Origin of the sequence: Methylobacterium aquaticum (assembly GCF_001043915.1) — a bacterium.
GTDB classification, from domain to species: Bacteria; Pseudomonadota; Alphaproteobacteria; order Rhizobiales; family Beijerinckiaceae; genus Methylobacterium; species Methylobacterium aquaticum.
The window spans coordinates 1-25,597 of the sequence record NZ_LABX01000209.1 but is presented as its reverse complement, the minus strand read 5'-3'; the positions used below and the strand labels follow the sequence as shown (position 1 = coordinate 25,597).

General features: G+C 69.2%; 26 protein-coding genes and 1 pseudogene. 12 read left to right on the top strand and 15 right to left on the bottom strand.

Annotated elements, in window-relative coordinates; all coding sequences use genetic code 11:
• Positions 1-169 precede the first annotated feature (169 nt).
• The 6 genes from pqqB to VP06_RS24930 form a co-directional block, all read right to left on the bottom strand.
• The gene (gene pqqB, locus VP06_RS24955) at positions 170-1,069 is read right to left on the bottom strand and encodes a pyrroloquinoline quinone biosynthesis protein PqqB (RefSeq protein ID WP_048466506.1); all 900 of its coding nucleotides are present in this window, start codon (positions 1,067-1,069) and stop codon (positions 170-172) included.
• An 18-nt stretch (positions 1,070-1,087) separates the two neighbouring features.
• Positions 1,088-1,177 carry a pyrroloquinoline quinone precursor peptide PqqA gene (gene pqqA, locus VP06_RS24950; protein WP_048466505.1) on the bottom strand — a complete coding sequence of 30 codons (90 nt, stop codon included), beginning with the start codon at positions 1,175-1,177 and terminating at the stop codon, positions 1,088-1,090.
• Positions 1,178-1,293: 116 nt separating this feature from the next.
• On the bottom strand, positions 1,294-1,383 hold the full coding sequence (pqqA, locus tag VP06_RS24945) for a pyrroloquinoline quinone precursor peptide PqqA (protein ID WP_048426854.1): 90 nt from the start codon (positions 1,381-1,383) through the stop codon (positions 1,294-1,296).
• 220 nt (positions 1,384-1,603) lie between these two features.
• Entirely contained in the window at positions 1,604-2,308 is a 705-nt protein-coding gene (locus VP06_RS24940) for a response regulator transcription factor (RefSeq protein ID WP_048466504.1), read from the bottom strand.
• A 22-nt stretch (positions 2,309-2,330) separates the two neighbouring features.
• Entirely contained in the window at positions 2,331-3,908 is a 1,578-nt protein-coding gene (locus tag VP06_RS24935; protein WP_048466503.1) for a sensor histidine kinase, read from the bottom strand.
• A gap of 142 nt (positions 3,909-4,050) precedes the next feature.
• The gene (locus VP06_RS24930; protein ID WP_048466502.1) at positions 4,051-5,013 is read right to left on the bottom strand and encodes an NAD(P)H-binding protein; all 963 of its coding nucleotides are present in this window, start codon (positions 5,011-5,013) and stop codon (positions 4,051-4,053) included.
• Between the two features lie 92 nt (positions 5,014-5,105).
• Between VP06_RS24930 and VP06_RS24925 the strand changes: the two genes are divergently transcribed.
• Positions 5,106-6,011 carry a LysR family transcriptional regulator gene (locus VP06_RS24925; RefSeq protein WP_048466501.1) on the top strand — a complete coding sequence of 302 codons (906 nt, stop codon included), beginning with the start codon at positions 5,106-5,108 and terminating at the stop codon, positions 6,009-6,011.
• Positions 6,012-6,341: 330 nt separating this feature from the next.
• Here the strand turns inward: VP06_RS24925 and rnd are convergent, their stop codons facing one another.
• Positions 6,342-7,496, bottom strand: a complete 1,155-nt coding sequence (gene rnd / locus VP06_RS24920; protein ID WP_048466500.1) for a ribonuclease D — start codon at positions 7,494-7,496, stop codon at positions 6,342-6,344.
• 86 nt (positions 7,497-7,582) lie between these two features.
• Positions 7,583-7,969, bottom strand: coding sequence for a WYL domain-containing protein (locus VP06_RS24915; protein ID WP_048466508.1), 387 nt, complete (start codon positions 7,967-7,969; stop codon positions 7,583-7,585).
• Positions 7,970-8,268: 299 nt separating this feature from the next.
• Between VP06_RS24915 and aspS the strand changes: the two genes are divergently transcribed.
• The 6 genes from aspS to VP06_RS24885 all read left to right on the top strand — a co-directional run bounded on the left by aspS (position 8,269) and on the right by VP06_RS24885 (position 15,741).
• The gene (gene aspS, locus VP06_RS24910) at positions 8,269-10,083 is read left to right on the top strand and encodes an aspartate--tRNA ligase (protein ID WP_048466507.1); all 1,815 of its coding nucleotides are present in this window, start codon (positions 8,269-8,271) and stop codon (positions 10,081-10,083) included.
• A gap of 9 nt (positions 10,084-10,092) precedes the next feature.
• Positions 10,093-11,007 carry a glycosyltransferase family 2 protein gene (locus tag VP06_RS24905; protein WP_048466499.1) on the top strand — a complete coding sequence of 305 codons (915 nt, stop codon included), beginning with the start codon at positions 10,093-10,095 and terminating at the stop codon, positions 11,005-11,007.
• A complete protein-coding gene (locus VP06_RS24900; RefSeq protein WP_048466498.1) occupies positions 11,001-12,068 on the top strand; it encodes an acyltransferase family protein in 1,068 nt (355 codons plus the stop codon). The genes VP06_RS24905 and VP06_RS24900 overlap by 7 nt, the downstream gene beginning before the upstream one ends.
• 234 nt (positions 12,069-12,302) lie before the next feature.
• Positions 12,303-13,742, top strand: a complete 1,440-nt coding sequence (locus VP06_RS24895) for a circularly permuted type 2 ATP-grasp protein (RefSeq protein ID WP_048466497.1) — start codon at positions 12,303-12,305, stop codon at positions 13,740-13,742.
• Between the two features lie 94 nt (positions 13,743-13,836).
• Positions 13,837-14,781 carry an alpha-E domain-containing protein gene (locus VP06_RS24890; protein WP_048466496.1) on the top strand — a complete coding sequence of 315 codons (945 nt, stop codon included), beginning with the start codon at positions 13,837-13,839 and terminating at the stop codon, positions 14,779-14,781.
• A 111-nt stretch (positions 14,782-14,892) separates the two neighbouring features.
• Complete coding sequence (locus VP06_RS24885) at positions 14,893-15,741, top strand: transglutaminase family protein (RefSeq protein ID WP_048466495.1); 849 nt, start codon at positions 14,893-14,895, stop codon at positions 15,739-15,741.
• A gap of 13 nt (positions 15,742-15,754) precedes the next feature.
• On the opposite strand, the pseudogene VP06_RS35260 reads toward VP06_RS24885, so the two are convergent.
• A pseudogene (locus VP06_RS35260) lies at positions 15,755-16,458 on the bottom strand (IS5 family transposase).
• Between the two features lie 244 nt (positions 16,459-16,702).
• The gene (locus VP06_RS24875) at positions 16,703-17,158 is read right to left on the bottom strand and encodes an Rrf2 family transcriptional regulator (RefSeq protein WP_048466493.1); all 456 of its coding nucleotides are present in this window, start codon (positions 17,156-17,158) and stop codon (positions 16,703-16,705) included.
• 86 nt (positions 17,159-17,244) lie between these two features.
• Here VP06_RS24875 and VP06_RS24870 point away from each other — a divergent pair, with 86 nt between their 5' ends.
• Positions 17,245-18,024, top strand: coding sequence for a class I SAM-dependent methyltransferase (locus tag VP06_RS24870; RefSeq protein ID WP_048466492.1), 780 nt, complete (start codon positions 17,245-17,247; stop codon positions 18,022-18,024).
• A 102-nt stretch (positions 18,025-18,126) separates the two neighbouring features.
• Here the strand turns inward: VP06_RS24870 and VP06_RS35255 are convergent, their stop codons facing one another.
• On the bottom strand, positions 18,127-18,339 hold the full coding sequence (locus VP06_RS35255) for a DUF4287 domain-containing protein (protein WP_082167607.1): 213 nt from the start codon (positions 18,337-18,339) through the stop codon (positions 18,127-18,129).
• Positions 18,340-18,503: 164 nt separating this feature from the next.
• Here VP06_RS35255 and VP06_RS24865 point away from each other — a divergent pair, with 164 nt between their 5' ends.
• Both VP06_RS24865 and VP06_RS24860 read left to right on the top strand, forming a co-directional pair.
• The gene (locus tag VP06_RS24865; RefSeq protein WP_156295753.1) at positions 18,504-18,857 is read left to right on the top strand and encodes an SMI1/KNR4 family protein; all 354 of its coding nucleotides are present in this window, start codon (positions 18,504-18,506) and stop codon (positions 18,855-18,857) included.
• 564 nt (positions 18,858-19,421) lie between these two features.
• A complete protein-coding gene (locus VP06_RS24860) occupies positions 19,422-20,171 on the top strand; it encodes a proteasome-type protease (protein ID WP_048466490.1) in 750 nt (249 codons plus the stop codon).
• A gap of 462 nt (positions 20,172-20,633) precedes the next feature.
• On the opposite strand, the gene VP06_RS24855 is transcribed toward VP06_RS24860, so the two are convergent.
• From VP06_RS24855 to VP06_RS24840, 4 genes are all read right to left on the bottom strand, one after another.
• Complete coding sequence (locus VP06_RS24855; RefSeq protein WP_048466489.1) at positions 20,634-20,837, bottom strand: Trm112 family protein; 204 nt, start codon at positions 20,835-20,837, stop codon at positions 20,634-20,636.
• An 81-nt stretch (positions 20,838-20,918) separates the two neighbouring features.
• Entirely contained in the window at positions 20,919-21,587 is a 669-nt protein-coding gene (locus VP06_RS24850; RefSeq protein WP_048466488.1) for an LON peptidase substrate-binding domain-containing protein, read from the bottom strand.
• A 146-nt stretch (positions 21,588-21,733) separates the two neighbouring features.
• Entirely contained in the window at positions 21,734-22,657 is a 924-nt protein-coding gene (trxA, locus tag VP06_RS24845; RefSeq protein WP_048466487.1) for a thioredoxin, read from the bottom strand.
• A gap of 163 nt (positions 22,658-22,820) precedes the next feature.
• On the bottom strand, positions 22,821-24,128 hold the full coding sequence (locus VP06_RS24840) for an MFS transporter (protein ID WP_048466486.1): 1,308 nt from the start codon (positions 24,126-24,128) through the stop codon (positions 22,821-22,823).
• Between the two features lie 69 nt (positions 24,129-24,197).
• Between VP06_RS24840 and VP06_RS24835 the strand changes: the two genes are divergently transcribed.
• Together VP06_RS24835 and VP06_RS24830 are read left to right on the top strand one after the other, a co-directional pair.
• Positions 24,198-24,785 (top strand): TetR/AcrR family transcriptional regulator, encoded by a 588-nt coding sequence (locus VP06_RS24835; RefSeq protein ID WP_048466485.1) that lies wholly within the window; start codon positions 24,198-24,200, stop codon positions 24,783-24,785.
• A 187-nt stretch (positions 24,786-24,972) separates the two neighbouring features.
• Positions 24,973-25,597 (top strand): CYTH domain-containing protein (locus VP06_RS24830; RefSeq protein WP_048466484.1); only part of this gene is annotated, 625 nt, incomplete at its 3' end.

The window sequence follows — 25,597 nt, the reverse complement described above, 5'->3', positions numbered from 1 at the left end:
TTGAGTCAGACTCGGCCGTCATGCCGCCAGCACCACGCTCAGCGCGTCATACCAAAGCGGCACGCCCTTACCCCTTCCCACTCCTCGCAGCGATCCCGGGCCTGTCCGGGATCGCTGCGAGGAGTGGGGATCCCACGATGTCCTTGCGAAGCGAGGGGAGAGACTTCCCTCACATCCGCAACGTCAGCCCGTCATGGGCCACGACCCACCCCGCCGCCTCGACGCCGCGGCGCTCCTCGGAGCCTTCGACCAGCACCGGATTGGTGTTGTTGATGTGCACGAAGATCCGCCGGCCGATCGGCACCTCGGCGAGTGCCGCCACCGAGCCGCCGTCGCCGGTCATCGGCACGTGGCCCATGCGCCAGCCGGTCTTGGTGCCGACGCCGGCGCGGATCATGTCGTCGTCGGCGAGCACCGTGCCGTCGAACAGCAGCGCGTCGACCCCGGCGATTCTCTGCTTCAGCCCGTCCGTGACGCGGGCGCAGCCGGGCACATAGGCGAGGCGCTTGCCCCCGGCCTCGATCATCGCGCCGACGGTGCTCTCGGTCTCGGCGCCGATATCCGGCGTCCCGTCCTCGAGCCAGAGCGGCACCTTGCCGGGCACCGGGAACAGGGTGACGGTGAGGCCCGGCACCGGCGAGAACGGTTGGTTCAGGGCGATCTCGGTGCGCTCCACCACGCCCTGGGCCATCACGTCGAAGACGCGGTTGTCCCCGATCGAGTCGAGGATGCCGCGCGTGGCGTGGAGGCGGAAGGGCTGGCCCTCGCGCAGGGTGAGGAGCCCCGCGACGTGATCGACGTCGCCGTTGGTGAGCAGCACCGAACGGATCGGCGAGTGGCGCAGGCCCTCGCGGGGATGCAGGGCCGGCGTGTCGAAGAGCTGATGGCGGATGTCGGGCGAGGCATTCACCAGGAGCCAGGATTCGCCGTCGGCGGAGACGGCGAGGCTCGACTGGGTGCGCGGCAGGACCCGGCGGTCACCCGCCCGGGCCATGGCGCAAATCGGGCAGCGGCAGTTCCATTGCGGCACGCCCCCGCCCGCTCCGGACCCCAGAACGATGGCGTGCATGATCCGCAGCCGATCGCGTCAGTTGAACGGATCGATCTCGGCGGATTCGTAGGACGTGACTTCCATGCCGACGCAGATCTCGGCGACGATGGGCAGCGACCAGGTCATGACGTTCCTCCTTCGACTGCGGCGGACGGTCCAGCGCTTTGGGCCGGTTTTGTGATGGTGTCCGTGTCGAGCGCCATCCGGCGGAGAACCGCCGGAGGCGCATACCGTTCGAGCCCTTAGTTGAAGGGATCGATCTCGGCCGACTCGTAGCTGGTGACTTCCATGCCGACGCAGACTTCGGCGACGACGGGCATCGACCACTTCATGGCGTTTCTCCTGTTCGGCGGAAACCCCTAAGAGTTTCCTAAGACATTGAGATGACAGCGTTTTCTGTCACCCCGGGATATATCGGCAATCGGCGCGCGGAGTGCAAGCGCTATTTTGCCGAAAGCCCGGGAGAGACGGCCCCAGAGATTCTCAGACCGGTCTTATTGTGCAGGACCGGCAGGGCCTTAGACGGCATGAATTGCGCCCGAAATAATTTCGTCACTGGCGAAACCCGGCCTCGTGCAGGTCGAGCATGAAGCCGCGGCCGCGCACGGTGACGAGGCTCGGGCCTCCGGCCCGGCCGATGTCGGCGAGCTTGGTGCGCAGGTAGCCGACATAGACGTCGACCACGTTGAGGGAGAGGCCGCCCTGGCTGGCCCAGAGCCGGTCGAAGATGTCGCCCCGCGTGACCGGGCGGCTCGCCTGCTCCATCAGGATCGCCAGCAGCTCGGCCTCGCGCTGGGTCAGGCGGGTGGTGACCTCGCCGAAGCGGACCTGGCGTGTCGCGAGATCGAGGGAGAGGCGCCCGGCGGTGACCAGGGTGCGGGACTCGCCGGTCGCGCGCCGCCGCTGAAGATGGACGCGCAGGCGCGCCAGCAACTCGTCGAACACGAAGGGCTTGACGATGTAGTCGTCGGCCCCGACCGCCAGGCCGTCGACCCGGTCGCCGACCTCGTCCTTGGCGCTCAAGAACAGGATCGCCCCGGGATAGCCGCCCTCGCGCAGCGAGCGGCACACGTCGTGGCCCGAGCCGTCCGGCAGCATGTTGTCGAGCAGCACCGCCTCGGGGACCCGCTCGCGGGCCGCCGACAACGCCTCGTCGACGCCGCCCGCGAGATCGACGCCGAAGCCCTCGGCGGACAGGCCGCGCGCCAGCATGGCGCGGATGTCGCCGTCATCCTCCACGATGAGAACGTGGGTCATGTGCGTTGTCCCGGTCGCCGGCTCATGCCGCGTCCTCCCTGACATCCTCGCCGGGCAGCTCCAGGGTGACCCGTGCTCCCGGCCCGCCCGAATTCAGGCGTATCGTGCCATCATGGCGCTCAACGACCCAGCGCGCCAGAGCGAGCCCGATGCCGAAGCCGGACGCTGCCGGGCCGGGCGTGCTCCCGCGGCGGAAGCGCTCGAACAGGGCTTCGGCCTCCGGCGGGAAGCCCGGACCGTCGTCGGACACCGTCACGGTGGCGCCGGTGCCGCGGGCCGCGAAGCCGAGGCGGACCTCGGTGGCACCTGCGGCGTGGCGCAGCGCATTGTCGATCAGACCTTCGACGATCTGCCGCAGCCACTCGGCATCGGCCAGCACCTCCACGTCGGCCGGGCTCGGCTCCAGCACCAGCGCGACGCGGCGGCGCGCGGCTTCCGGCGCGCAGCTCTCCACCGCCTCCGACAGGATCCCGGCGAGGCCCACCGGCCGGCGCTCCAGCGCGATCTCGCCGGATTCCGAGCGCGCGACCCGCAGCATGTCGCCGACCCGGCGGTGCAGCCGCAGGGCCCGCTTGCGGATCGTGGCGATGACCGGCCGGAAAGGGTCGGGCGTGTCGGGGGAGCGGGCGGCGAGGTCGCATTCGCCGAGGATCACGGTCAGCGGCGTGCGCAGCTCGTGGCTGACATCGGCGAAGAAACGGCGACGCGAGCGGTCGATCTCCTCCAGACGCGCATTGGCGCCGCGCAGGTCGGCGGTGGCCCGGGCGACGATGTCTTCCAGCGCCGCCCGGTCGGCGGCGACCCGGATCTCCCGCCGCTTCAGCCGGGCCGCCATCCGGTTGAAGCTCGCGACCAGCAGGCCCAGCTCGTCGCGGCTCGCGACAGTCAGGCGGGTGTCGAGCTCGCCCCGGCCGATCGCCGCGGCGCCGGCCCGGATCGCCTCGATCCGGCGCAGGATCGGCCGGGTCAGGCTCTGGTGCAACAGGACGAGGAGCAGCACGATCACCAGGGCCGCCGCCGCCGCGACGATGCGCATCCGGGCCGCGAGCCGCCGGACCTCCGCCGCGGACGCCTCGACCGCCCGGCGCTCGGCCTCGACCAGGAAGGTGAGGGGCTGGCCGGTCACCGCCCCGAAGGCGTTGAGCGCCCCCCGGATCGCGTCGGCGCGCTTGCCCGGCTCCGGCTCGCGCTGGATCTGCGCCACCTGCCGGTCGAGCATGGCGCGGGCGGCGCGCAGGCGGGCGAGCGGCCGGGCCCGGGCGGTGTATTGCGTGCGATCGAGGACCCCGCCTGCCCCGGCCACCGCCCGGCTCACGCCCTCGTCGACGGCGTTCAGCGCCCGGTCGACCTCGTTGCGGGCATTGGCCAGCCGCTCGGGCCGGCCCGGATTGTCGCTCACCGCCTCGACGGCGGCGAGGCCGAACTCGGTCAGGCGCCCGGACAACTCGGCGATCAGTTCCAGGCGGACCTGCGCGTCGAGCGTTGCGTCGAGGGTGCGCTCGGCGGTGTGCAGGGCCCCATAGAGGCCAACCGCCGCCAGCACCACGAGGGCCGCTGCGCTCCCGACGAGCAGGCCGAACCGTACCCTGAGCGATCCCATTCCCGGCGTGGCACTCCCGTTCCGGCCGTCATCCTGCACGGGATCGTCGGCGAGGGCGAGGCACCGATCGGTATGGGGCCCCCCGCGACAAGCCCTGCATGCCTCCCGGCACGCGCGACGGCCGACGGGACCGGATCGGGTCTCAGCTCACGCGCGGCTCCGGGAGACACCCCAGCCCCGCCAGCGTCTCCCGCACCGCCGCGTCGAGCGGCGTCTGCGGCTCGGCTCCCAGGAACGCCACCAGCCCGGCATGGCTCATCCGCAACGGCTCCCGCCACAGGTAGCGCATCTCGCCGATCTCGCGGGCGAGGGGCCAGAACGGCGCGGCGAGCGGCAGGAGCCCCCAGGGGAAACGCTGCACCCGAACCTCGCGGCCGACCACGCGGGCGATGGCGGCGATCATCTGGCGGCCGTCCGGGTCCCAGTGGCCGTCCATGTTGAAGGTCGCGAAGCGGGGCAGATCCGCCTCGCGCTCGGCCAGCCGCACCATCGTCTCGGCGACGTCAGGCAGGTAGGCCCATTGGTGGCCGATCCCCGGCGTGCCGGGATCGAGGACTCTCCGCACCGGCTTTCCCGGCCGCACCAGGGCGGCGGAGAACCAGGAATTGGCGGTGGTGCGCGGCCCGAAGAAGTCGCCGGCCCGCAGGACCAGGCTGCGCACCCCCGAATCCCGCAGGCGGTCCTCCATGGCGATGCGGATGCGGCCCTTCGCGGTCCGGGGCGTCCGGGGCGCGTCGGCGCCCGGGTTGGGGCCGGCGTCGGCGCCATAGACGTAGACGTTGCCGGGCAGGATCAGGCGGGCCTCGGCGGCCCGGGCGGCGGCGATCGAGGATTCGAGCATCGGCAGGACCAGCCGGTCCCAGTCGCGGTAGCCCGGCGGGTTGACCGCGTGGACGATCAGCGACGCGCCCACCGACGCCGCGACGACCTCCGCCGGCACCATGGCGTCGCCTCGCCTCCAGGCGAGCCCATCGGCCTCATCGGCGACACGGGACGGGTCGCGGTGCAGGGCCCGCACCGTCCAGCCTGCGGTCAGAAGCCGACGCGCCACCGCACCGCCCACCCCACCCGTCGCCCCCAGCACCAGGGCCGTTCTCGTCGTCATCGCGCGCTCCTCGTTCGCCGCCGGCACCCCTATGCCGGCAGGAGGGCACGCCGGAAATTGCCGAAGCGCGGCGAGCCGCTATACGGTTTCGCATGACTGAACCGAGCTGGGACCATTACCGCGCCGCGCTCGCCGTGATCGAGGAGGGCTCGCTCTCCGGCGCCGCCCGGGCGCTCGGCCTGACGCAGCCGACCCTTGGCCGGCAGGTCGCGGCCCTGGAGCGGGCTTTGGGCACCGTCCTGTTCACCCGCTCGCCCGCGGGTCTCGCGCCGACCGAGGCCGCCCTGACCCTGGCGCCCTATGCGCGCTCCCTGAAGGCGACGGCGGAGGCGTTGCGCCGAGCGGTGGTGGCGGAGGCCGAGGGATTGTCCGGCCGGGTGCGGATCACGGCCTCCGAGGTGGTCGGCGCCGAGGTGCTGCCGCCGATCCTGGCCGAGCTGCACGGGCGCCATCCGGGCCTCGCCCTCGACGTGGTGCTCTCCGACCGGATGCAGGACCTGCTGCGGCGCGACGCCGACATCGCTTTGCGCATGGCGCCGCCGACGCAAGAGGCACTGGTGGCGCGACGGGTCGGCACGGTGACCTTGGGCCTCTACGGCCACCGCCGCTACCTCGGCCGGCGCGGCGTGCCGGAGGTCCCGGCGGATCTCGCCCGGCACAGCGTGATCGGCTTCGAGGCCGAGACGCCGTTCCTGCGCGCGATGATGCGGATGACTCCCGCCCTCGGCGAGGCGCCCTTCGCCTGGCGCAGCGACAATACGCTCGCTCAGCTCGCGGCGCTCCGGGCCGGCTTCGGCCTCGGGGTGTGCCATACCGCGCTCGCCGCCCGAAACCCTGAGCTGATCCGGGTGTTGCCGGACATCGTCTGGGAGTTGCCGACCTTCGTGGTGATGCACGAAGACCTGCGCGCCTTGCGCCGCTGCCGGATGGTGTTCGATGCCCTCGCGGAGGGGATGGCGGCCTATTGCCGATATGACGGAAGGGAAGAGAGCGCCTGATCGGCTCGATCAGCCCATGCGAGAGAAGCCTCACGATTGCGTCGCAATCGCGAAGCTTCTCTCGCCCTTTGATTTTGCCGCATTTTCTACAACGAACCGGTATCCACTTCGTCGGAAATCGCTCTCTTCGGCCCACACCCTCATCCTGAGGTGCGAACGGAGTGACCTTCGAAGGAGGGCTCCAGGAGTCTCAGTGCGATCGGGAGCCTTCCTTCGAGGCTCGCGGTGCTCGCACCTCAGGATGAGGGTGTGGGAAGGGCAAACAACTCTCGCGGTGCTGCTCGTCTCGATCGGGCCGGCGCGACGCCGCCGAACGCTCCCACCGGCCCCTCACGGCAGCTCCCGCACCACCACGCGCCCGCCCTCCGCCGAGAGCGCCAGGCGCCCGGCCTTCAGTGCCAGGGCCTTCTCGCCGAACAATCCGCGGCGCCAGCCATGCAGCACCGGCACGTCGGCCGCGTCGTCCTCGGCCAGGGCCTCGAGGTCGTCCACGGTGGCGATGATCTTCGGGGCCACGCGCTCGTCCTCGCAGACCGCCTTCAGCAGCACCTTGAGGAGTTCGACCAAGGCCCCGTTGCCGCCGCTGCGGGCGCGGCCGCGCTCGGGCGTCGGCACCGTCGACGGCTCGCGGCACAGGCCCCGCTCGACGGCGGCCAGGATGTCGGCGCCGGTGCGCGAACGCTCGAACCCGGCGGGGATCGTGCGCAGGCGGCCGAGGGCCTCGACATTGCGCGGCGCCGCGGTGGCGATGTCGATCACCGCCTCGTCCTTCAGGATGCGCCCGCGCGGCACGTTGCGGCTCTGCGCCTCGCGCTCGCGCCAGGCCGCCACCTCCATCAGCACCGCGATCTCGCGGGCCTTGCGCATCCGGCTGCTGAGGCGCCGCCAAGCCTGCTCGGGATCAGCCCGGTAGGTGTCCGGGGAGGTGAGGACCGCCATCTCCTCGTCGAGCCAGGCGCCACGGTCGGTGGCGATCAGCTCCCGCGCCAGCGCCTCGTAGACCTTGATGAGATGGGTGACGTCCGACAGGGCGTAGCTCAGCTGCGCGTCCGAGAGCGGCCGGCGCGACCAGTCGGTGAAGCGTGACGACTTGTCAATCTTCGCCTTGGCGACATCGTTGACCAGCTGCTCGTAGGACACCGAGTCGCCGTAGCCGCAGACCATCGCGGCGACCTGCGTGTCGAAGAACGGCTGCGGCAGCAATCCGCCGAGCAACCAGATGATCTCGAGGTCCTGCCGGGCCGAATGGAACACCTTCAGCACCCGCTCGTCGCCCATGAGGGCGAAGAACGGCGCGAGATCGATCTCGGATGCCAGCGGATCGACGAGCGCGGTCGACCCGTCCGGTGCCGCGATCTGGATCAGGCACAGCTTCGGATAATAGGTCGTCTCGCGCATGAACTCCGTGTCGACGGTCACGAAGGGTTGCGTGGCGAAGCGCGCACAGGCGGAGGCGAGTTGTTCCGTCGAAGTAATCAGCTTCATGACAATCGGCTATAGCGGAGCCCGCTGCCGAGGGCGAGAGACCGGCGGCGTGGGTTATGGGGATTGGCCGACGTGGTAAGCGAAATTCACGCGGCGCGGGGCCCACTCCGGCGCGCCTCCCGGCGACGGGCGGCGGCCCGCGCCCGGCGCGCCGCGTCCGCCCGGCGGATGAGCCAGTCGAGAATGGCGCGCTCGACCCGCTCGCCGGTGTCGCGGTCGGTCAGGCGATGGATGCGGTCGGCGCGAAAGCCCCGGTAGCCGTCCCGGTCGCGGTCGGTGCCGCCGAGGAGCACCCGGCCCGGACCGATCTTGAGTTCGTGCGCCTGGATCCGGCGCACGCTCCAGGCGCCTTTGCCGTCCTCGTAGACCAGCTCGAACCGGCCCTCGATCGGCAGCACCCGCCAGGCTCCGTCCTGGCGTTCGACGAACGCGTCCTGGCGTTCGACACCGGCGCGGTGCTGGCCGTCAGGCATGGCACAGATCTCCGATTGCGGCGGCCGAGCCGCCGCGGGCGCGTCCCGGGGCGGATCCGGCAGGCTGTCCGGGTGGGGCTCCAACGAGCCGGAAAAGTCCTTCTGATCCATGAGGATGATATAATTGTTCATTCTTTGTTCCACAAGCGTGGGCGCGCCCGCGCCGATGCCCTGCGCTTGACTTCGCTCCCCCCTTCGCGAATGGGTGCCGGACGTTTTCGCGTGCGGGCGACAGGCCCGTGCGCCCGGCCGCCGGCCCGATCGAGACAGCCCAGATCCTGGACAGCGAAGACACGCCCATGCACCGCTACCGTTCCCATACCTGCGGGGCGCTCCGCCCATCTGACGTCGGCGCGACCATCCGCCTTTCCGGCTGGTGCCACCGCGTCCGCGACCATGGCGGCGTGCTGTTCATCGACCTGCGCGACCATTACGGGATCACGCAATGCGTGATCGACGCCGATTCCGCGGCCTTCACGGCGGCCGAGGCCGTGCGCTCGGAATGGGTGATCCGCATCGACGGGCGGGTGCGCCAGCGGCCTGCCGGCACCGAGAACGGGGAACTCCCGACCGGCGCGGTCGAGGTCTACATCACCGACCTCGAGGTGCTGGGCGCCTCGGCCGAATTGCCGATGCCGGTCTTCGGCGACCAGGACTATCCCGAGGAGACGCGGCTCAAGTACCGCTTCCTCGACCTGCGGCGCGAGAAGCTGCACGCCAACATCATGCGCCGCGGCGCGATCATCGATTCGCTGCGCCGGCGGATGCGCGAGGGCGGGTTCTTCGAGTTCCAGACCCCGATCCTCACCGCCTCGTCGCCGGAGGGAGCGCGCGACTTCCTGGTGCCGTCGCGCCTGCATCCGGGCAAGTTCTACGCCCTGCCGCAGGCCCCGCAGCAGTTCAAGCAGCTGACGATGATCGCCGGCTTCGACCGGTACTTCCAGATCGCGCCCTGTTTTCGCGATGAGGACGCCCGCGCCGACCGCTCGCCGGGCGAGTTCTACCAGCTCGACATCGAGATGAGCTTCGTCACCCAGGAGGACGTTTTTCAGGCGGTGGAGCCGGTCCTGCGCTCGGTCTTCGAGGAATTCGCCGACGGCAAGCGGGTGTCGCCGCGCTTCGTGCGGATCCCCTACGCCGAGGCGATGCTGAAATACGGCGTCGACAAGCCGGACCTGCGCAACCCGCTGGTCATCGCCGACGTGACGGACGAGTTCCTGCGCGACGACGTCACCTTCAACGCCTTCAAGAACGCCATCAAGGCGGGTGGGGTGGTGCGGGCGGTTCCCGCCCCCGGCGCCGCCTCGCAGCCGCGCTCGTTCTTCGACAAGCTCAACGACTGGGCTCGCTCCGAGGGCGCGCCCGGCCTCGGCTACATCGTGTTCGAGGAGGAGGGCGGCCAGCTCACCGGCCGCGGCCCGATCGCCAAGTTCGTGCCGGCGGAAGCGCAGGCCGCGATCGCCGCCAAGGCCGGCCTCAAGGCGGGCGACGCGGTGTTCTTCTCCGCCGGGCCCGAGGCCAAGGCGGCGGGGCTCGCCGGCAAGGCCCGCATCCGTATCAGTGACGAGCTTGCCCTGTCCGACAAGGACCAGTTCGCCTTCTGCTGGATCACCGACTTCCCGATGTACGAGTGGAACGAGGACGAGAAGCGGGTCGATTTCTCGCACAACCCGTTCTCGATGCCGAATTTCGACCACGACGCCTTCATGGCCCTCGACCCCGAGGACCATGCGACGATCCTCGGCATCAAGGCGTTCCAGTACGACATCGTCTGCAACGGCATCGAGCTGTCGTCGGGCGCGATCCGCAACCACCGTCCCGAGGTGATGGAGAAGGCGTTCGGCCTCGCCGGCTACCCCAAGGAGGTGCTGGAGGCGAAGTTCGGCGGCATGCTGAACGCGCTCAAGCTGGGCGCTCCCCCGCACGGCGGCATCGCGCCGGGCGTCGATCGCATCGTGATGCTGCTCTGCAACGAGCCCAACATCCGCGAGGTGGTGCTGTTCCCGATGAACCAGCGCGCCGAGGACCTGATGATGGGCGCGCCCTCCGAGGTGACTTTGAAGCAGCTGCGCGAGCTGCATATCCGCCTCAACCTGCCGCAGAAGCAGGGCTGATCGGCGGACGTGCCCGGTCTCGTCGCGGTCGTCGTCGCGCATGACAGTGCCGGCGTGTTGCCGGCCTGTCTGGCAGCGCTTGCCCGCGAGCACGTCCCGGCCCTCGTCGTCGACAATGCCAGCCGCGACGGTTCGGCGGACCTCGCCGCCAGGTTCGGCGCGCGGGTGCTGCGGCTGCCGCGCAACGAGGGCTATGGCCGGGCCAACAATGCCGGGATCTGGGCGGCGGGGCGGGCGACCTACGCGCTGATCGTCAATCCCGACATCGAGCTTCAGCCCGGCGCCGCCGACGCCTTGCTGGCGGCGGCCGAAGCCTACCCGGATGCGGGGCTGTTCGCGCCCCGCATCGTCGAGCCCGACGGGCGGTTCTTCTACCAGCCGCGCTCGCTGCTCGCGCCCTATCTCACCAATCCGCGCGGCACGCGCCATCTCCCGGAGGGCGATGCCTGCGCACCGTTCCTGTCCGGCGCCTGCCTGATGGTCCGGCGCGACCTGTTTTTGTCGCTCGGCGGGTTCGATCCGAACATCTTCCTGTTCTACGAGGATGACGACCTCTGCCGGCGGGTCGCCGATGCGGGGAGGGCGCTCGTCCATGTCCACGGCGCGGTGGCGCTCCATGGGCGCGGGGCGTCGAGCGCGCCGGAGCCCGGCCGGGTGCGCCGCTCGCGCTGGCACCAGGCGTGGTCGCGGGCCTATGTCTCGCGGAAATACGGCCTGCCGGACCCGACGGGGGCGATGCTGGCGAAGAACGGCGTGAAGGCGCTGCTCGCGGCGCTGGCCTTCCGGCGCTCGGGGCTGGAGCGTTATGGCGGCTCGGTCGCCGGTGCCTGGGCGGCCCGCAAGGGCCGCTCCGCGCTGGCCCGGGAGGGCCTCGCCCGGGACGGACACGCCGAGGCACCGCCGCACGAGGCCGCGCCGTGGTGACGGTCGCCGCCGGCCTCGGCCAACGGCACAACGCCTTCGGGACGGTCCGGCTGGCGCTGGCGCTCCTCGTCGTGGTCTCGCACGCCTTCAGCGTCACCACCGGCCAGGTCCTCGACGAACCGCTGGCCCACCTCACCGGCTACACCCTCGGCGAGCACGCGGTGAACGGCTTCTTCGCCGTCTCGGGCTTCCTCGTCACCATGAGCCTGGTGCGCCGCGGCCCGCGCGATTACGCCGTCGCGCGGGCCCTTCGCATCGCCCCCGGCCTCGTCGCGGCGACGCTCGCCGTGGCGCTCGGCCTCGGCAGCCTGATGACCAGCCGGAGCCTCCCGGCCTATTGGGCCGATCCGGGCCTGTGGCGCTTCATCGAGGGAACGCTCACCACCTTCAAGAGCAACGCCGCCCTGCCGGGAGTCTTCTCGGACAACCCGTTCCGGTTCCCGATGGGCACGGTCTGGACGCTCAAATACGAGGTCTTGTGCTATGGCGGCCTGCTGGCGGCCGGGCTTCTCGGAGCCTTGCGCCGGCGCTGGCTCTGCCCGCTCCTGGTCGCCGGACTCGCCATCGCCCTCGCGCTGGCCGGCCTGCGGGCGGGCGAGATGCCGAAGGGCCTCGAGACGTCCTTGCGCCTGCCGCTGATCTTCGCCACCGGCGCGGCGCTCTTCCTTCATGCCGAGCGCGTCCGCCTGAGCGGGCCGCTGGCGCTGGCGCTCCTCGCCCTGGCGGCGCTGCTGCACGGCACCGCCCTCTACCCGCCGGTGCTGTTCCTCGCCGAAGCCTACGGCGTGATCTGCCTCGGCCTTGCCCCGCCCCTCCGCCACAAGGCGCTGGATCCGCGGGCGGACCTCTCCTACGGCACCTACCTCTATGGCTGGCCGGTGCAGCAGAGCCTGCACGCGCTGTTCCCTGGGGTCTCGCCGTGGTGGCTGCTGCCGCCCTCGCTCCTCCTCACCCTCGCGGTGGCGGCCCTGTCCTGGCGCTTCGTCGAGCGGCCGGCCCTCGGCTGGAAGGCGAGGCTGATGGGACCGCGGGAGACGGGAGAACGGTCCGGTCAACGCTGAGGCGCGGGTTCCCTCTTGGTGCCGCGGGCGGAGCGAGGGCCGTGTATCGCCGCGGCCTCGTGACAGCCAAGCCCTGTGCCGAAAGTTTGAGCAAACCCGTCCCGCACGTCGCGCGATCCACCCCCTCCCGCCTGCCCTAGCGCAAAGCTGGGGGGCGCAGCGCCGCGAAAGACGCATTTCCTTTGCCTTGGCCCCCGTCTTGCGTCTAGCTTCGGGGCAAACAGAGGGACGCCCATGCCGCTCAGCGCGTTCGATGAAATGACGGGAACTCAGGAGAGCGGACTGAGCCCGGCCGCGGTGCGCGAGGCCTACGCGGCGCTCAAGACCTGGCTCGAAAGTACCCCGCCCGAGCATTTCGACACGCGGCGCAGCCAGGCCGAGTTGTTCTTCCGCCGGATCGGCATCACCTTCGCGGTCTACGGCGACAACGAATCGACCGAGCGGCTGATCCCGTTCGACATCATCCCGCGGGTGCTGACCAAGCCCGAATGGGGCTTCCTGGAGCGCGGCCTCAAGCAGCGCGTCACCGCGCTGAACATGTTCCTGGCCGACATCTACGGCCCGCAGGAGAGCATCAAGGCCGGCATCATCCCGGGCGACCTGGTCTTCCGCAACCCGCATTACCGGCTGGAGATGCGGGACTTCAAGGTGCCGCACGGCAAGTACGTCCACATCGCCGGCATCGACATCGTGCGGACCGGCGAGGACCAGTTCTTCGTGCTGGAGGACAATGCCCGCACGCCGTCGGGGGTCTCCTACATGCTGGAGAACCGCGAGGTGATGCTGCGGCTCTTCCCCGAACTGTTTTCCAAGCACCGGGTCTCGCCGGTCGAGGCTTATCCGGACGCGCTGCTCGCCACCCTGCGCAGCCTGGCGCCGATGCGGGCCGCCCGCGACCCGAGCGTGGTGCTGCTGACCCCCGGCCGCTTCAACTCGGCCTTCTACGAGCACTCGTTCCTGGCCGACAAGCTCGGCGTCGACCTCGTGGAAGCTTCCGACCTCTTCACCAAGGACGACGTGGTCTACATGCGGACCACCGAGGGGCCGCGGCGCGTCGACGTGATCTACCGGCGCATCGACGACGACTTCCTCGATCCGCTGGTGTTCCGGCCCGATTCGGTCCTCGGCGTGCCGGGCCTGATGAGCGCCTACCAGAGCGGCAGCGTCACGCTGGCCAATGCGGTGGGCACCGGCATCGCCGACGACAAGGCGGTCTACAGCTACATGCCGGAGATCGTGCGCTTCTTCACCGGCGAGGAGCCGATCCTGCACAACGTGCCGACCTGGCGCTGCCGCGAGAAGGAGGCGCTCGCCTACGTGCTGGCCAATCTCGGCGACCTCGTCGTCAAGGAGGTCAACGGCTCGGGCGGCTACGGCATGCTGGTGGGGCCGCATGCCACCAAGCGCGAGATCGAGGAATTCGGCCGCAAGGTGCGCCATGCGCCCGACGGCTTCATCGCCCAGCCGACCCTGGCGCTCTCGACCTGCCCGACCTTCGTCGCCTCGGGCGTCGCGCCCCGCCACGTCGATCTTCGGCCCTTCGTGCTCGCGGGCGCCGACGACATCCGGATCGTGCCCGGCGGCCTGACCCGGGTGGCCCTCAAGGAAGGGTCGCTGGTGGTCAATTCGAGCCAGGGCGGCGGCACCAAGGACACCTGGGTGCTCGACGGCTGAACGGCCCCGCCGACGCCTTCCGCATTTCGAGAACGGGACCGGGCCGGACGCCCGGTCCGCCCGCACTGCCACAGCGTGAGCCACTAGCCCCGCCATGCTCTCCCGCACCGCCGACAACCTGTACTGGCTCTCGCGCTACGCCGAGCGTGCCGACTTCGTCGCCCGCATCCTCGACGCGGCCCTGCGCCTCTCCGCCCTGCCGGCCAATTACGGCGGCGGCGACGCCAACGAGTGGGACTCGGCCCTGGCCTCGGCCGGCAACATCGAGCTGTTCCGCCCGCTCTACGACAGCGTCAACGAGCACACCGTCCGCGACTTCCTGGCCTTCAGCCCCAACAACCCGTCCTCGATCCGCTCCTGCCTCCAGACCGCCCGGGAGAACGCCCGCAGCGTCCGCACGGCGCTGACGAGCGAGATGTGGGAGGCGATCAACGAAGCCTACCTGCACTTGCGCAGCTTCGAGGGCCGGGACATGACCCGGGAGGAGTTCGCCCGCTTCCTCGACTGGGTGAAGGGCGTGTCGCTCGCCTTCGACGGCTCGGCCTACCGCACGATGCTGCGCAACGACGCCTACTGGTTCACCCGGCTCGGCATCGCCATCGAGCGCGCCGACAACACCGCCCGCATCCTCGACGTGAAGTACCACGTGCTTCTGCCCGAGACCGAGCGGGTCGGCGGCAGCCTCGATTATTTCCAGTGGACCACGATCCTGCGCGAGGTCTCGGCGCTTACCGCCTATCATTGGGTCTACCGCGAGAGCATCAAGCCCTGGCTGGTGGCGGATCTCCTGATCCTCAACCGCGAGATGCCGCGCTCGCTGGCCAATTGCTACGAGATGCTGGTCAACAATCTCGACCGCATCGCCGACGCCTATGGCCGCCGGGGGCCGAGCCAGCGCCTCGCCCGCGGCATGCTGGCCAAGCTCGACGACGTGACGGTGGACGAGATCTTCGCCGCCGGCCTGCACGAGTTCATCGAGGCATTCATCGCCGAGAACAACCGGCTCGGGGCGGCGATCGTCGAGCAGTATCTGGGCTGAAGCCCCGCGCGCGGGGCTGCCACGTCCCGCACGGTTTCGCCCTTCCGCGGGACGGTGTATGACCGTCCCGCACGGCTTAAGCTTTAGCGTGACAGCGAGCCTCGCGACACCATGCGCATCCGCGTCGTCCACGAGACGGTTTACCGATACGACAGCCCGGCCCGGGGCCTGATCCAGATGCTGCGGCTGACGCCGCGCGACCATGACGGCCAGCATGTCCGCGCCTGGCGCATCGAGCCGACCGTCGACGGTCGCCTGAGCCGGCGCGAGGACGGGTTCGGCAACGTCGTCCACATCTTCAGCGCCGACGGTCCCGAGGAGGCGATGACCATCCGGGTCACCGGCGAGGTCGAGACCACCGAAACCCACGGGGTGATGCGCGGCATCTCCGAGTGGCTGCCCGATCCGTTCTACCTGCGCGAATCGCGCTTCGCGGTCGCCGACGAAGCGATCCGGACCTTCGCCGACGAGACGGTGGCCGGGAGCACCGACCGGCTCGACCGGCTGCATCGGCTGCTGGCCGCCGTCCACCAGGCGGTCGATTACGCTCCCGGCCCGACCGGATCCGCCACCACCGCGGCCGAGGCTTTCGCCTTGCGCAAGGGGGTGGGGCAGGACCTCGCCCATGTCTTCATTGCGGCGGCGCGCCATCTCGAGATCCCGGTCCGCTACGTCTCGGGTTATTGCTGGCGGCCCGATACGGCGGTGCAGGAGGCGGGACACGCCTGGGTCGAGGCCCGGGTGCCGGATCTCGGCTGGGTCGGGTTCGATCCCGCCCACGGCATCGCCGTCACGGAAGCCCATCTGCGGGTGGCGATCGGCCTCGACTATCTCGACGCCGCTCCGGTCCGCGGCAGCCGCACCGGCGGCGGCACCGAGACCATGACGGTCCGGGTCCGGGTCGACGATGCGAGGGCGCAGGCGCAGGCCCAACAAGCGCAGGGACAAGCGCAAGCCTAGGGTCGAGGCTCAATCAGCACCAGAACGCGATGACGGCGGCCAGGGCGAGGGCTGATGCGAAGTTTCGGGCCAGCTTGTCGTAGCGGGTGGCGATGCGGCGGAAGTCTTTGAGGCGGCAGAACGCCGCCTCGACCCGCCAGCGATCACGATAGCGCCGCTTGTCGAGGCGGATCTTGCGCTTGCGGGCGCGGGTGCCGGGGATGACCACGCTGATGCCGTGCTGGCGCAGATCCTGGCGCAGCCAGTCGGCATCGTAGCCGTTGTCGGCGATGAGCCGGCGCACGCGACCGGGCGCCTTGTCCAGCACGACAGGGGCGGTCTTCCCGTCACTGGCATTGCCAGGCGTGAGGTGGATGACGCCCGGACGACCGATCACATCGGTGAGGAGATGGATCCTGGTGGTCGGACCCGCGCGCGAAGGGCCGATCGCCTGTTCGCGGGCCCCCCTTTTCCGCCGTGGGCGGCGCGCTGGGCTTTGACGTAAGTCGCGTCGAGAGCGGCGGCTTCACCAGACCATCCGGTCCTGGCCAAGGTCTCCAGCATGCGGGTCCAGAAGCCGCGGCGCGACCACCTGTTGAAGCGGTTGTAGACGGTGGTGGACGGACCGTATGCGCTTGGACAATCCTTCCAGCGGCAGCCGCACTTGATGACGTGCAGGATGCCCGACACGATGGTGCGGTCGTCCTTGCGCCGAGCGCCGGGCTGGTTGGTGGGCATGAACGGCGCCATCGCCTGCCATTGCTCGTCCGACAGCCAGGACAGCTCTGCCATTGACTCCTGGGAGGCGCTTCGAATCACAACTCGTTCGTCATTGCAATGTCTTGAATGGGTTTTGACCTTAGGGTCAAAGTTCGATCAGCTTGAACATGCGAGGGACTGCTGAGGGTGGGGAGCAGGTTTTGATGCCTCTACCGAAACCGGAGGTTCCGGTATCGATCCGATACCGTCGCTAAGTGCCGTTTTACCCGCACGTGTCGGCGGTGGTTGTCCCGCACGATTGAAGCTGCGCGTCGAAGCTTCGAGCCAACTCGGCGAGGCTGATTGCACCAAGCCGCGCAACCAACAATGCCTCGGCCTCGCGCAGTGTGTCCTCCACCGCCTCGTTGACCGCCTTCTCAACGGCGCAATCAGGGTTTGGATGATCGCTGCCGATCGCGAAGATCCGCGGACCACCAACCGCGCGATGGATGTCGAGAAGCGACACTTCGGCCAAGTTCGCGGCGATGGTCCATCCGCCACCGTGCCCCTTCTCCGATTTCACGTAGCCTGCATCTCGGAGCCCGGCCATCGTGCGGCGGACGACCACGGGGTTCGTTCCGAGCATCCGCCCGATCGCCTCGGACGTCATGGGTCCGTCGTGGCGTGCCATGTGAAGGAGCACGTGGAGCGTTCGTGAGAGGCGGCTGTCGGTACGCACGCCGCAATCCTCCACGCCCCAGTCGAGATTGGCAACCACGGATCGTTACGCTACTTATGGAGTTACATGAAACGGGAGCGTCGGCGATGCGAGAGTTCGAAAATCCCAATCGGTGGGACAAGGTCGCCCAGCACTATGAGAAGACAGCCCATCCGTTCACGGCGCGGTTCGCCGAAGCGGCGCTGGCGACCGTATCGCTGACGTCCCACAGCCGGGTTCTCGATGTTGCGACGGGAACGGGGGCGCTTGCGCATGCCGCGGCGCGGATGGGCGCGCAGGTCACCGCCGTGGACTTCTCGGCCGGCATGATCGCCCGCGTTGCTGCGGCAGGACTACCCAACGTTGATGCGAGGGTTATGGACGGACAGGCGCTTGCCCTACCTGACGCCAGCTTCGATGCCGTGTTCTCGATCTTCGGCGTGATCATGTTCCCCGACTGGCGCAAGGGGCTCGTCGAGATGGCACGGGTGACGCGACCCGGTGGCTACGGGGTTATCGCGACGTGGCAGGAGCAGGGGGCCGCGACGTTCTTGTTGCTCGGCCAAATCCGCCGGACGTTGTTCCCTGAACGCGAAAACATGACGATGCCCGCAGGGGTGAAGGCCATGAGTGATCCGGAGGAACTCGCCCACGAACTGGTCGAGGCCGGATATCGCGCGCCCCGCATCGACCGTGTGACCTTCGATTACCATCTCGACGTTGGGATGTTGGACGATCCCGAGATGCTCTTCGGCATGTCGCATGATTGGGTCGCGCTCAGCGACGAGGAGAAGGTGGCAGTCATTGCCGAAGCACGGCGTCTGGCGGGCGACCAGGCAATCCTGCCGATCCCTTCAACGGCGCTGATCGGAGTAGCGGAACGCTGACGCGTGTGCCCACTCGACCTGTTCATCCACTGCCTGGGAGCGGACCTTCTCAGGGTCTGCCATGGGTGGGAAGCGGGCACACCACGTTGGCGGTCGAGTGATCTACGCTTTTTCCTTGGACAGTACATAGGCAACGATTGCGTTGGCGTGGCCGTGGCCCATGCCGTGCTCGGCCTTCAACATCGACACTAGGTCCATGTGTTTTGCTGGAAGCCGATCCCGGACAATCTGCTGCCATTCGCCGATCGGGCGGCCGTACTTCTTCTCTATGGATGGGAAGTACGAGGCCGGTCCCTTGATGGGTTCGGTGGACACGGGTGGCCGTCCTTCTCATGTGTTGGTCGGCAGGAGCTTCGTCGCATGTCGCTCAGGCTGCAACTCTCAGGACAACGCGATACGCTGCCGAGTCCGCAATGGGTGGTTTTCAGGCGGGCCGCTTTCGGGCGATGATGCGATAAAGCGGACATCGGAGTTTCGGTTTGACGACCCTCACAATGCACGAGGCGTTGCGCGTGCTCCTCGATTTGCCGGACGAGATGGGGCGTCCTCCCGCACCTGTGTCGTCGAAGGACATCGAGGACTTCGAGCTGTCAGAGAACGTGCGTGTGCCGGACGACCTTAAGGTGTTCTGGCTCGCCTATGGGGCACGTCAGCTCAACAGCAAAAAGATCTTCGGCTTCAGGGCGACGACCGCCTTCGCGAACAGCAAAAAGAAGAGGATTAACGTTGGTGCGATCGGCGGCCCACGCGCCCTCGCGGAAACAAGGCAGCGGTATCTCGACCCGCTCTACAACAATTCGGGACCACGTCTCCCCGATGCGCTCTCCCCCTGACGTTCGACGACGGTTATGGACATTGCTTGATCGATCTCACGCCCGAACATCATCGGCGCATGCTCTATATTGTTATTATGGCCAAGACTTTTGGAGAGCAGAGTTACGACTGGAATTCCATCGGCGGCGTGGAAGCTAGAGCGCTTCACGATTGCGTTGCAATCGCGAAGCTTCTCTAGATGTTTGATTTTGCCGCATTTTCTACGACGAACCGGTATCCACTTCGTCGGAAAATGCTCTAGCTTCAGCAGTGTCCTGGCCAGCCTCACGCCGGACTACCTTTAACCGATGGTCATGGCACAAGAAGGCATATCGTCCGCTTTCTCAAACCCGACGCACAGTTTGAGCCGTCCACTACGGGTCGAAGGCTACCCTCACACGGTCAAGCTGATTGGATTTTGACCCTAGGAATGATCGCCCATCCTGTGGCGCCGCTGCGATAGGCATGCGGCACCTCACCCGGCGGCAGCGGAATGGGCTGGATTCACCGGACGGGCTGCGCCAGGGTGGCGCCGCGTGCGGTACCGGATCGCCCGCAAGATGGTCGCCGGGGGGCGGTGTGCGATGACCTATTGCGTCGGGATCCTGGTCGAAGAGGGTCTCGTCATGATCGCCGACACCCGCACGAATGCGGGGCTCGACGACATCTCGACCTATCGCAAGCTCCACATGTTCACCAAGCCGGGCGAGCGGGTGCTGGCGCTTGCCTCGGCCGGCAACCTCTCGGTGACCCAGTCGGTGCTGTCGCTCCTGACCGAGGGCGTCGAGGATCCGGATACCGGCAAGCCGGAGACGATCTACGACGCGCCGACGATGTTCCGCGCCGCCCAGCTCATCGGCCGCGCGATCCGCAAGGTGCGGGCGATCGAGCGCGCCGGATTCGAGGCGGCGCAGCTGCGCTTCGAGGTGTCGTTCCTGTTCGGCGGCCAGATCGGCGACGGGCCGATGCGGCTCTACATGATCTACTCCGCCGGCAACTTCATCGCCTGTAGCCAGGATGCACCGTTCCTCCAGATCGGCGAGCACAAATACGGCAAGCCGATCCTCGATCGCGCCGTGACCTACAAGACCGACATCTACGATGCGCTGAAGGTCGGCCTGGTCTCGATGGATTCGACCATGCGGTCGAATCTCGGCGTCGGCCTGCCGATCGACCTCACGGTGATCCGCCGCAACACCTGCGACACGGAGGTTCTGCACCGGATCGAGGCCGGCGAGCCGTATTTCCACGACCTGCGCGAACGCTGGTCGGCGGCCCTGCGGGCGGCCCACCGGGCGATCCCGCGGCCGCCCTACGGGCCGGGGGCGAAGTAGGGCGGGGATGGTTCACCTCTTCCAACCCGCGCCCTCATCCTGAGGTGCTGCGAAGCAGCCTCGGGATGAGGGCGTGAGTGGAACAAGGTGGAGTTCTCGATCAGCTATCACGCGATACTGACGGATAGACACGCCATACTCGAGCATTTTCCGACGAAGTGGATACCGGTTCGTCGTAGACAATACGGCAAAATCAAACAGCGAGAGAAGCTTCGCGATGGCAGCGCGATCGTGACGCACTCTAGCGGATGAATGTCGCGTCGTCCGAGGCCGCGCAGCGGAGCCTGGAAGACAGACGCTCGCGTGCAGAGGACTATAGCGGCACGCTGAGCGCCATCTCTCGAGCCATTGATGGTTCTGGATCCCGGGCTCCGCTGCGCGGCCCCGGGACTGACCCTGCGGGGTGGGAAAGCCGGCGCGGACCCTGTCCTCGACGAACCGGAACGGCGCTTCCGCCAGACCTCAATCCGCCAGCGGCCGCGCCTCCTCGGGCAGCATGATCGGGATACCGTCGCGGATCGGGTAGGCGAGCTTGGCCGAGCGGCTGATCAGCTCCTGGCGGGCGGAGTCGTAGTCCAGCCGCTCCTTGGTCAGGGGGCAGACCAGCAGTTCGAGCAGCTTCGGGTCGATGCGGGTGGCCTCAGCGGAAGCGGGAGTATCGGTCACGGGGGATCCTTCCGAACGGCCCGCCGGGGGCCTTGATCGCCTGGCGGGTCCTTGCCCCCGGGCCATACCCCAAAGCGCGGACTATTGCAGCGTCGGCTCGCCGCCAGCTCCCCGCACCAGCTCCATCTCGGTCACGGCGATCAGCACCTCGGCCCGGGTCTTGAGGTCGGGGGCCTCCAGCATCGCCTGCTTCTCGCGCGGACCGAACGGGCTCATCATGCACAGCGCATTGACCAGAGCCTCGTTCGGCGCCTCCTCGATGCCGGCCCAGTCGACCTTGAGATCGTTGGCCTCGACGAAATCGCGAAGCGCCTTCAGCACGCCGGCGCGGTCCACCGCGTCCTCGCCGGCGCGGGCGTGGAAGTCGCTCTCGAACGGCGCGAAGGTGACCTTGCAGCGGCGATAGCCGGTGGCGGTGGACACCTCCTCCTCGATCCGGAACCGGGCAATGCCGGTGAGCGAGATCAGGTAGCGGCCATCGCCGGTCTCGGCGAACTGGGTCACCCGGCCGGCGCAGCCGACCCGGAACAGCTTGGGCGCCAGCGGGGTCTCGCGGGAATCGGAATCCGGCTGGATCATGCCGATCACCCGGTCGGTGCGCAAAGCATCGTCCACCATCGCGAGATAGCGCGGTTCGAAGATGTTGAGCGGCATCTGGCCCCGCGGCAGCAGCAACGCGCCGGGAAGCGGAAAGACCGGGATCTCGGTCGGGCAGTCGGCCGGGCCCTTGTAGGCGACGTTCATGCTCATCGGCGTCGCTCCCGCGCGGATCGTCAAGGGGGTCCCGGACCCTGTCGTCCCGGGTCCGGGATCACCCACATTAACTTAGGGCAGTGTCCTCCGGTGTGGATACCGGTCCGGCGTAATGCCGCGCCGGGGATGCCGATCCTGCCCCGTCAGGAGAACATCAGCGCGGACAGCTTGCGGCGGCCGCGGATGGTCATCGGATCCATCGGGCCCCAGGCCTCGAACAGTTGCAGGAGCTGCTTGCGGGCGCCGTCGTCGTTCCAGGTCCGGTCGCGGCGGACGATCTCGATCAGCTGGTCGATCGCCTCCTGCTGCTGGCCCTTGGCGTTGAGGCCGAGCGCGAGGTCGAACCGGGCCTGGTAATCGGCCGGATCGGCCTCGATCCGGTGCTGGAGGCCGGCGAGGTCGCCGAGCGACGCCGCCTGCTCGGCCAGCTCGATCGCCGCCTTGACGGCCGCGATGGCCGGGTCCTTGGCGGCTTCCGGCGGCGCCGCGTCGAGGAAGCGGCGGGCCCCCTCGATGTCGTCGCGGTCGAGGAGCAGGCGGGCCAGAGCCGCGATGGCGCCGGCATGGCCCGGCTCCTGGCCGAGCACCGCGGCGTAGATCTCGGCGGCAGCGTCCGGGTCGCCGGCCTCGGCGGCAGCCTGCCCCTCCGCCATCAGGTCCTCGACCGCGGTGGGGCCGAGGGGGCCGACCAGGCGCTCGATGAACGCCTTCACCTGGCCCTCGGGCAGCGCCCCCATGAAGCCGTCGACCGGTTGGCCGCGCTGGAACGCGATCACCGCCGGGATCGACTGGATGCCGAGCTGGCCGGCGATCTGGGGATGCTCGTCGATGTTCATCTTGACGAGCTTCACCTTGCCGCCGGCATCCTTGACGGCTTTCTCGATGATCGGGGTGAGCTGCTTGCACGGCCCGCACCACGGCGCCCAGAAATCGACCAGCACGGGCTGCTGGAGCGATTCCTGCATCACGTCCTGGCGGAAAGTCGCCGTGGTGGTGTCCTTGATCAGAGCGCCCGCAGGGGCATGACCGGCAGGGGTCTGGCCGGCCGCGGGAGTGTCGGTAAGCATCGATGACCTCGGGAGAACGGCCTTCACGTCGCGAGCTCGGACGGCCCGCCGAACAGATGGGGTAGACCGGGCACCCCGACCAGGGCAAGGCGCAAGGGGCCGGCACACGCACGGGACGACACCGGCCGGACGCGCCGCGGCGGGCGGCGCGTCCGGCCCGCCGTCACGCCGTGGCCGGCGCCGCCTGGCGCATCCGGCCGATCATCAGCGACATCAGCGCCGCCATCACGGCGGTGAGGCCCGCAGCCAGGAATGCTTCGAGGTAGCGGCCTTCCGAGGCCCGCACCAGACCGGCGCCGAAGGCGGCGGTGGCGGCCCCGAGCTGGTGGCCGGCGGCGATCCAGCCGAACACGATCGGGGCGTCGCGCTCGCCGAACGCCTCGTTGGCGAGCCGCACCGTCGGCGGCACCGTGGCGATCCAGTCGAGGCCGTAGAACACCGCGAAGATCGACAGGCTGTAGAACGAGAAGTCGGTGAAGGGCAGCGCCATCAGCGACAGGCCGCGCAGGCCGTAATAGACGAAGAGAAGCTTGCGCGGGTCGTACCGGTCGGTGAGCCAGCCCGAGCCGGTGGTGCCGATGAGGTCGAAGATCCCCATCATCGCGAGCAAACCCGCGGCCCGCACCTCCGGGATGCCCTGGTCGGCGCAGAACGAGATCAGATGGGTGCCGACCAGCCCGTTGGTGGTGAGCCCGCAGATGAAGAAGGTGCCGAACAGGAGCCAGAAATCCCCCTTCCGGCTCGCCCGCACCAGCCCGTCGATGGCCGCGCGGAACGGATTGGCGCGGCGCGGCGGCTCCGAGGCGGTGCCGGGCGCGGCACCGTAGGGGGTAAGGCCGATATCGGACGGACGCTCCGGCAGCAGCCAGGCGACGACGGGAATCAGGGCCGCGACGGCGCAGGCGACGGTGAGCACCACCGGCCGCCAGCCGCCTCCTTGAGCGATCGCCGCGAGGCCCGGCAGGAAGATCAGGGTGCCGGTGGCGGTGCTGGCGGTCAAAAGCCCCATGAACAGGCCGCGGCGCACCACGAACCAGCGGTTGACGACCGTGGCGCCGAGCACGATGGCGACGCAGCCGCTGCCGAGGCCCGACAGCACGCCCCAGGTGGCGACGAGGTGCCAGGGCTCGGTCATCAGGGCGCTCAAGGCCGTCGAAGCCGCCATCAGGGCGAGCGCGCAGAGCAGCGTGCGGCGGATGCCGAAGCTCTGCATCAGGGCCGCCGCGAAGGGTCCGACGAGCCCGTACAGGAAGATGCCGAGCCCGGCCGAGAACGAGGTGGTGGAGCGGCTCCAGCCGAACGCCTGCTCGAGCGGCAGGATCAGCACCCCGGGCGAGGCGCGCAGGCCGGCGGCCGCGAGCAGGCACAGGAAGATCACGCCCACCACCACGAAGGCGTAGTTCTGCCCGAAGGGCCGGGGCCTCGGAGCGGCCGGCGAGGCGAGGCCCGGCGGCGACACGGTCGAACTCATGCTGGGACACCCTCCCCGAATCGTGCTAGGACGTTACGTACCGGTCAGTAACATCGTCAAGGGACGAACATGGCGGAGGGGCATGACGGGAGCGCACCCGTCCGGGCCGGCGACCGGATCCGGGCGGCGGCGCGGGAGCTGTTCTACAGCCGCGGCTTCCGGGGCGTCGGCGTCGACGAGATCGTGGCCCGGGCCGGGGCGACGAAGCCGAGCCTCTATCGCGGCTTCGCCTCGAAGGACGCCCTCGTGGTCGCCTGCCTGGAGGATTACGAGGCGGGCCTGCGCGGGCGCCTCGACGAGGCGCTGGTGGCCCATCCGGACGACCCGCAAGGGGGCCTGGTGACGTTCCTCGACGGCATCGCCCGGCGCAGCGCCCGGCCGGGTTTTCGCGGTTGCGGCCTCACCAACGCGGTGGTCGAGTATCCGGAGGCGGACCACCCCGTCCGCGCGGCGGCCCGCGACGGCAAGCGCGCGCTCCATGCCCGCCTCGCCGAGGTCGCCGGCACGCTGGGCGCCCGCGACCCGGAGCGCCTCGCCGACGCGCTGCTGCTCCTCGTCGAGGGCGCCTTCGCCTGCGGGCAGATCTTCGGCGCCGAGGGGCCGAACCGTTCTCTGGCCGGGGCCGCCGAGGTCCTGATCGCGGCGAGCCGGGCGTGACCACCAGCATTTCGCACTGCACGATAGAATTTCGTCAATAAATCAGGGGGTAGCGGGAGCGCGGTCTTGATTCCGTCGCCGCGTTCGGTCGATACGCGAGAGTTGACGCTGATCGCGGCCGGCAACCTCTTTGGCAGCCTGAGCCTTTGAGGCAGATCTTGGCCGCGACCCCCGTGGAGTTGAGCGTATGACCCTCGTACGACGTTTCCAGGTTGCGCCGGCGCTGGTCCGCCTGATCCGCAAGGAGCGCGGGTCCTCCCGCATCACCGAAGGGTACTTTCCGCCGCAATCCGGCCGGACCTCGTTCGTGCGGGTCGATGGCGGCCAGTGCCACCTCGTCCTCGTCACCTCCGACAACGGCGCCTCGCACGAGGAGCGGACCGAGGTGCCGCGCGCCCATGGCGACGCACTCCTCGACGTCTGCGCCGGCCGCGCCGCCTATGACCGCACGCAGGTCGCCCTCGGCAACGGCCGTGACGCATTGATCGACCGCTACGTCGCCCCCGGCCATGTCGACGTCATCTCGGTGGTGTTCGACAATCCCGACGAGGCGGGCGGCTTCCCGGTCCCGCCGTGGTTCGGCCCCGAGGTCACGACCGAGCCCGCTTATGAGGGCCGCAGCATCGCGCTTCAGGGCGTGCCGCATCCCGGCGAGGTCGGCCTGTCCAACGCCGCCCTCGATGCCGTGCTCGACCTGATCGAGCCGCGCTACGGCTTCGGCCGCTACGCCGCGCCGAGCCGGACCGGCGACGACGGCGGAGTGGCGAACGCGCTTCGCCGCATCGCCACGCCGCCGGCCCCCGAGCCGGCGC

What these genes read in the sequence shown, in the direction of transcription:
- pqqB (WP_048466506.1), bottom strand. Translation starts at nt 1,069, where the DNA reads ATGCACGCCATCGTTCTGGGGTCCGGAGCGGGCGGGGGCGTGCCGCAA.
- pqqA (WP_048466505.1), bottom strand. Translation starts at nt 1,177, where the DNA reads ATGACCTGGTCGCTGCCCATCGTCGCCGAGATCTGCGTCGGCATGGAA.
- pqqA (WP_048426854.1), bottom strand. Translation starts at nt 1,383, where the DNA reads ATGAAGTGGTCGATGCCCGTCGTCGCCGAAGTCTGCGTCGGCATGGAA.
- VP06_RS24940 (WP_048466504.1), bottom strand. Translation starts at nt 2,308, where the DNA reads ATGACCCACGTTCTCATCGTGGAGGATGACGGCGACATCCGCGCCATG.
- VP06_RS24935 (WP_048466503.1), bottom strand. Translation starts at nt 3,908, where the DNA reads ATGGGATCGCTCAGGGTACGGTTCGGCCTGCTCGTCGGGAGCGCAGCG.
- VP06_RS24930 (WP_048466502.1), bottom strand. Translation starts at nt 5,013, where the DNA reads ATGACGACGAGAACGGCCCTGGTGCTGGGGGCGACGGGTGGGGTGGGC.
- VP06_RS24925 (WP_048466501.1), top strand. Translation starts at nt 5,106, where the DNA reads ATGACTGAACCGAGCTGGGACCATTACCGCGCCGCGCTCGCCGTGATC.
- rnd (WP_048466500.1), bottom strand. Translation starts at nt 7,496, where the DNA reads ATGAAGCTGATTACTTCGACGGAACAACTCGCCTCCGCCTGTGCGCGC.
- VP06_RS24915 (WP_048466508.1), bottom strand. Translation starts at nt 7,969, where the DNA reads ATGCCTGACGGCCAGCACCGCGCCGGTGTCGAACGCCAGGACGCGTTC.
- aspS (WP_048466507.1), top strand. Translation starts at nt 8,269, where the DNA reads ATGCACCGCTACCGTTCCCATACCTGCGGGGCGCTCCGCCCATCTGAC.
- VP06_RS24895 (WP_048466497.1), top strand. Translation starts at nt 12,303, where the DNA reads ATGCCGCTCAGCGCGTTCGATGAAATGACGGGAACTCAGGAGAGCGGA.
- VP06_RS24890 (WP_048466496.1), top strand. Translation starts at nt 13,837, where the DNA reads ATGCTCTCCCGCACCGCCGACAACCTGTACTGGCTCTCGCGCTACGCC.
- VP06_RS24885 (WP_048466495.1), top strand. Translation starts at nt 14,893, where the DNA reads ATGCGCATCCGCGTCGTCCACGAGACGGTTTACCGATACGACAGCCCG.
- VP06_RS24870 (WP_048466492.1), top strand. Translation starts at nt 17,245, where the DNA reads ATGCGAGAGTTCGAAAATCCCAATCGGTGGGACAAGGTCGCCCAGCAC.
- VP06_RS24860 (WP_048466490.1), top strand. Translation starts at nt 19,422, where the DNA reads ATGACCTATTGCGTCGGGATCCTGGTCGAAGAGGGTCTCGTCATGATC.
- VP06_RS24850 (WP_048466488.1), bottom strand. Translation starts at nt 21,587, where the DNA reads ATGAGCATGAACGTCGCCTACAAGGGCCCGGCCGACTGCCCGACCGAG.
- trxA (WP_048466487.1), bottom strand. Translation starts at nt 22,657, where the DNA reads ATGCTTACCGACACTCCCGCGGCCGGCCAGACCCCTGCCGGTCATGCC.
- VP06_RS24840 (WP_048466486.1), bottom strand. Translation starts at nt 24,128, where the DNA reads ATGAGTTCGACCGTGTCGCCGCCGGGCCTCGCCTCGCCGGCCGCTCCG.
- VP06_RS24835 (WP_048466485.1), top strand. Translation starts at nt 24,198, where the DNA reads ATGGCGGAGGGGCATGACGGGAGCGCACCCGTCCGGGCCGGCGACCGG.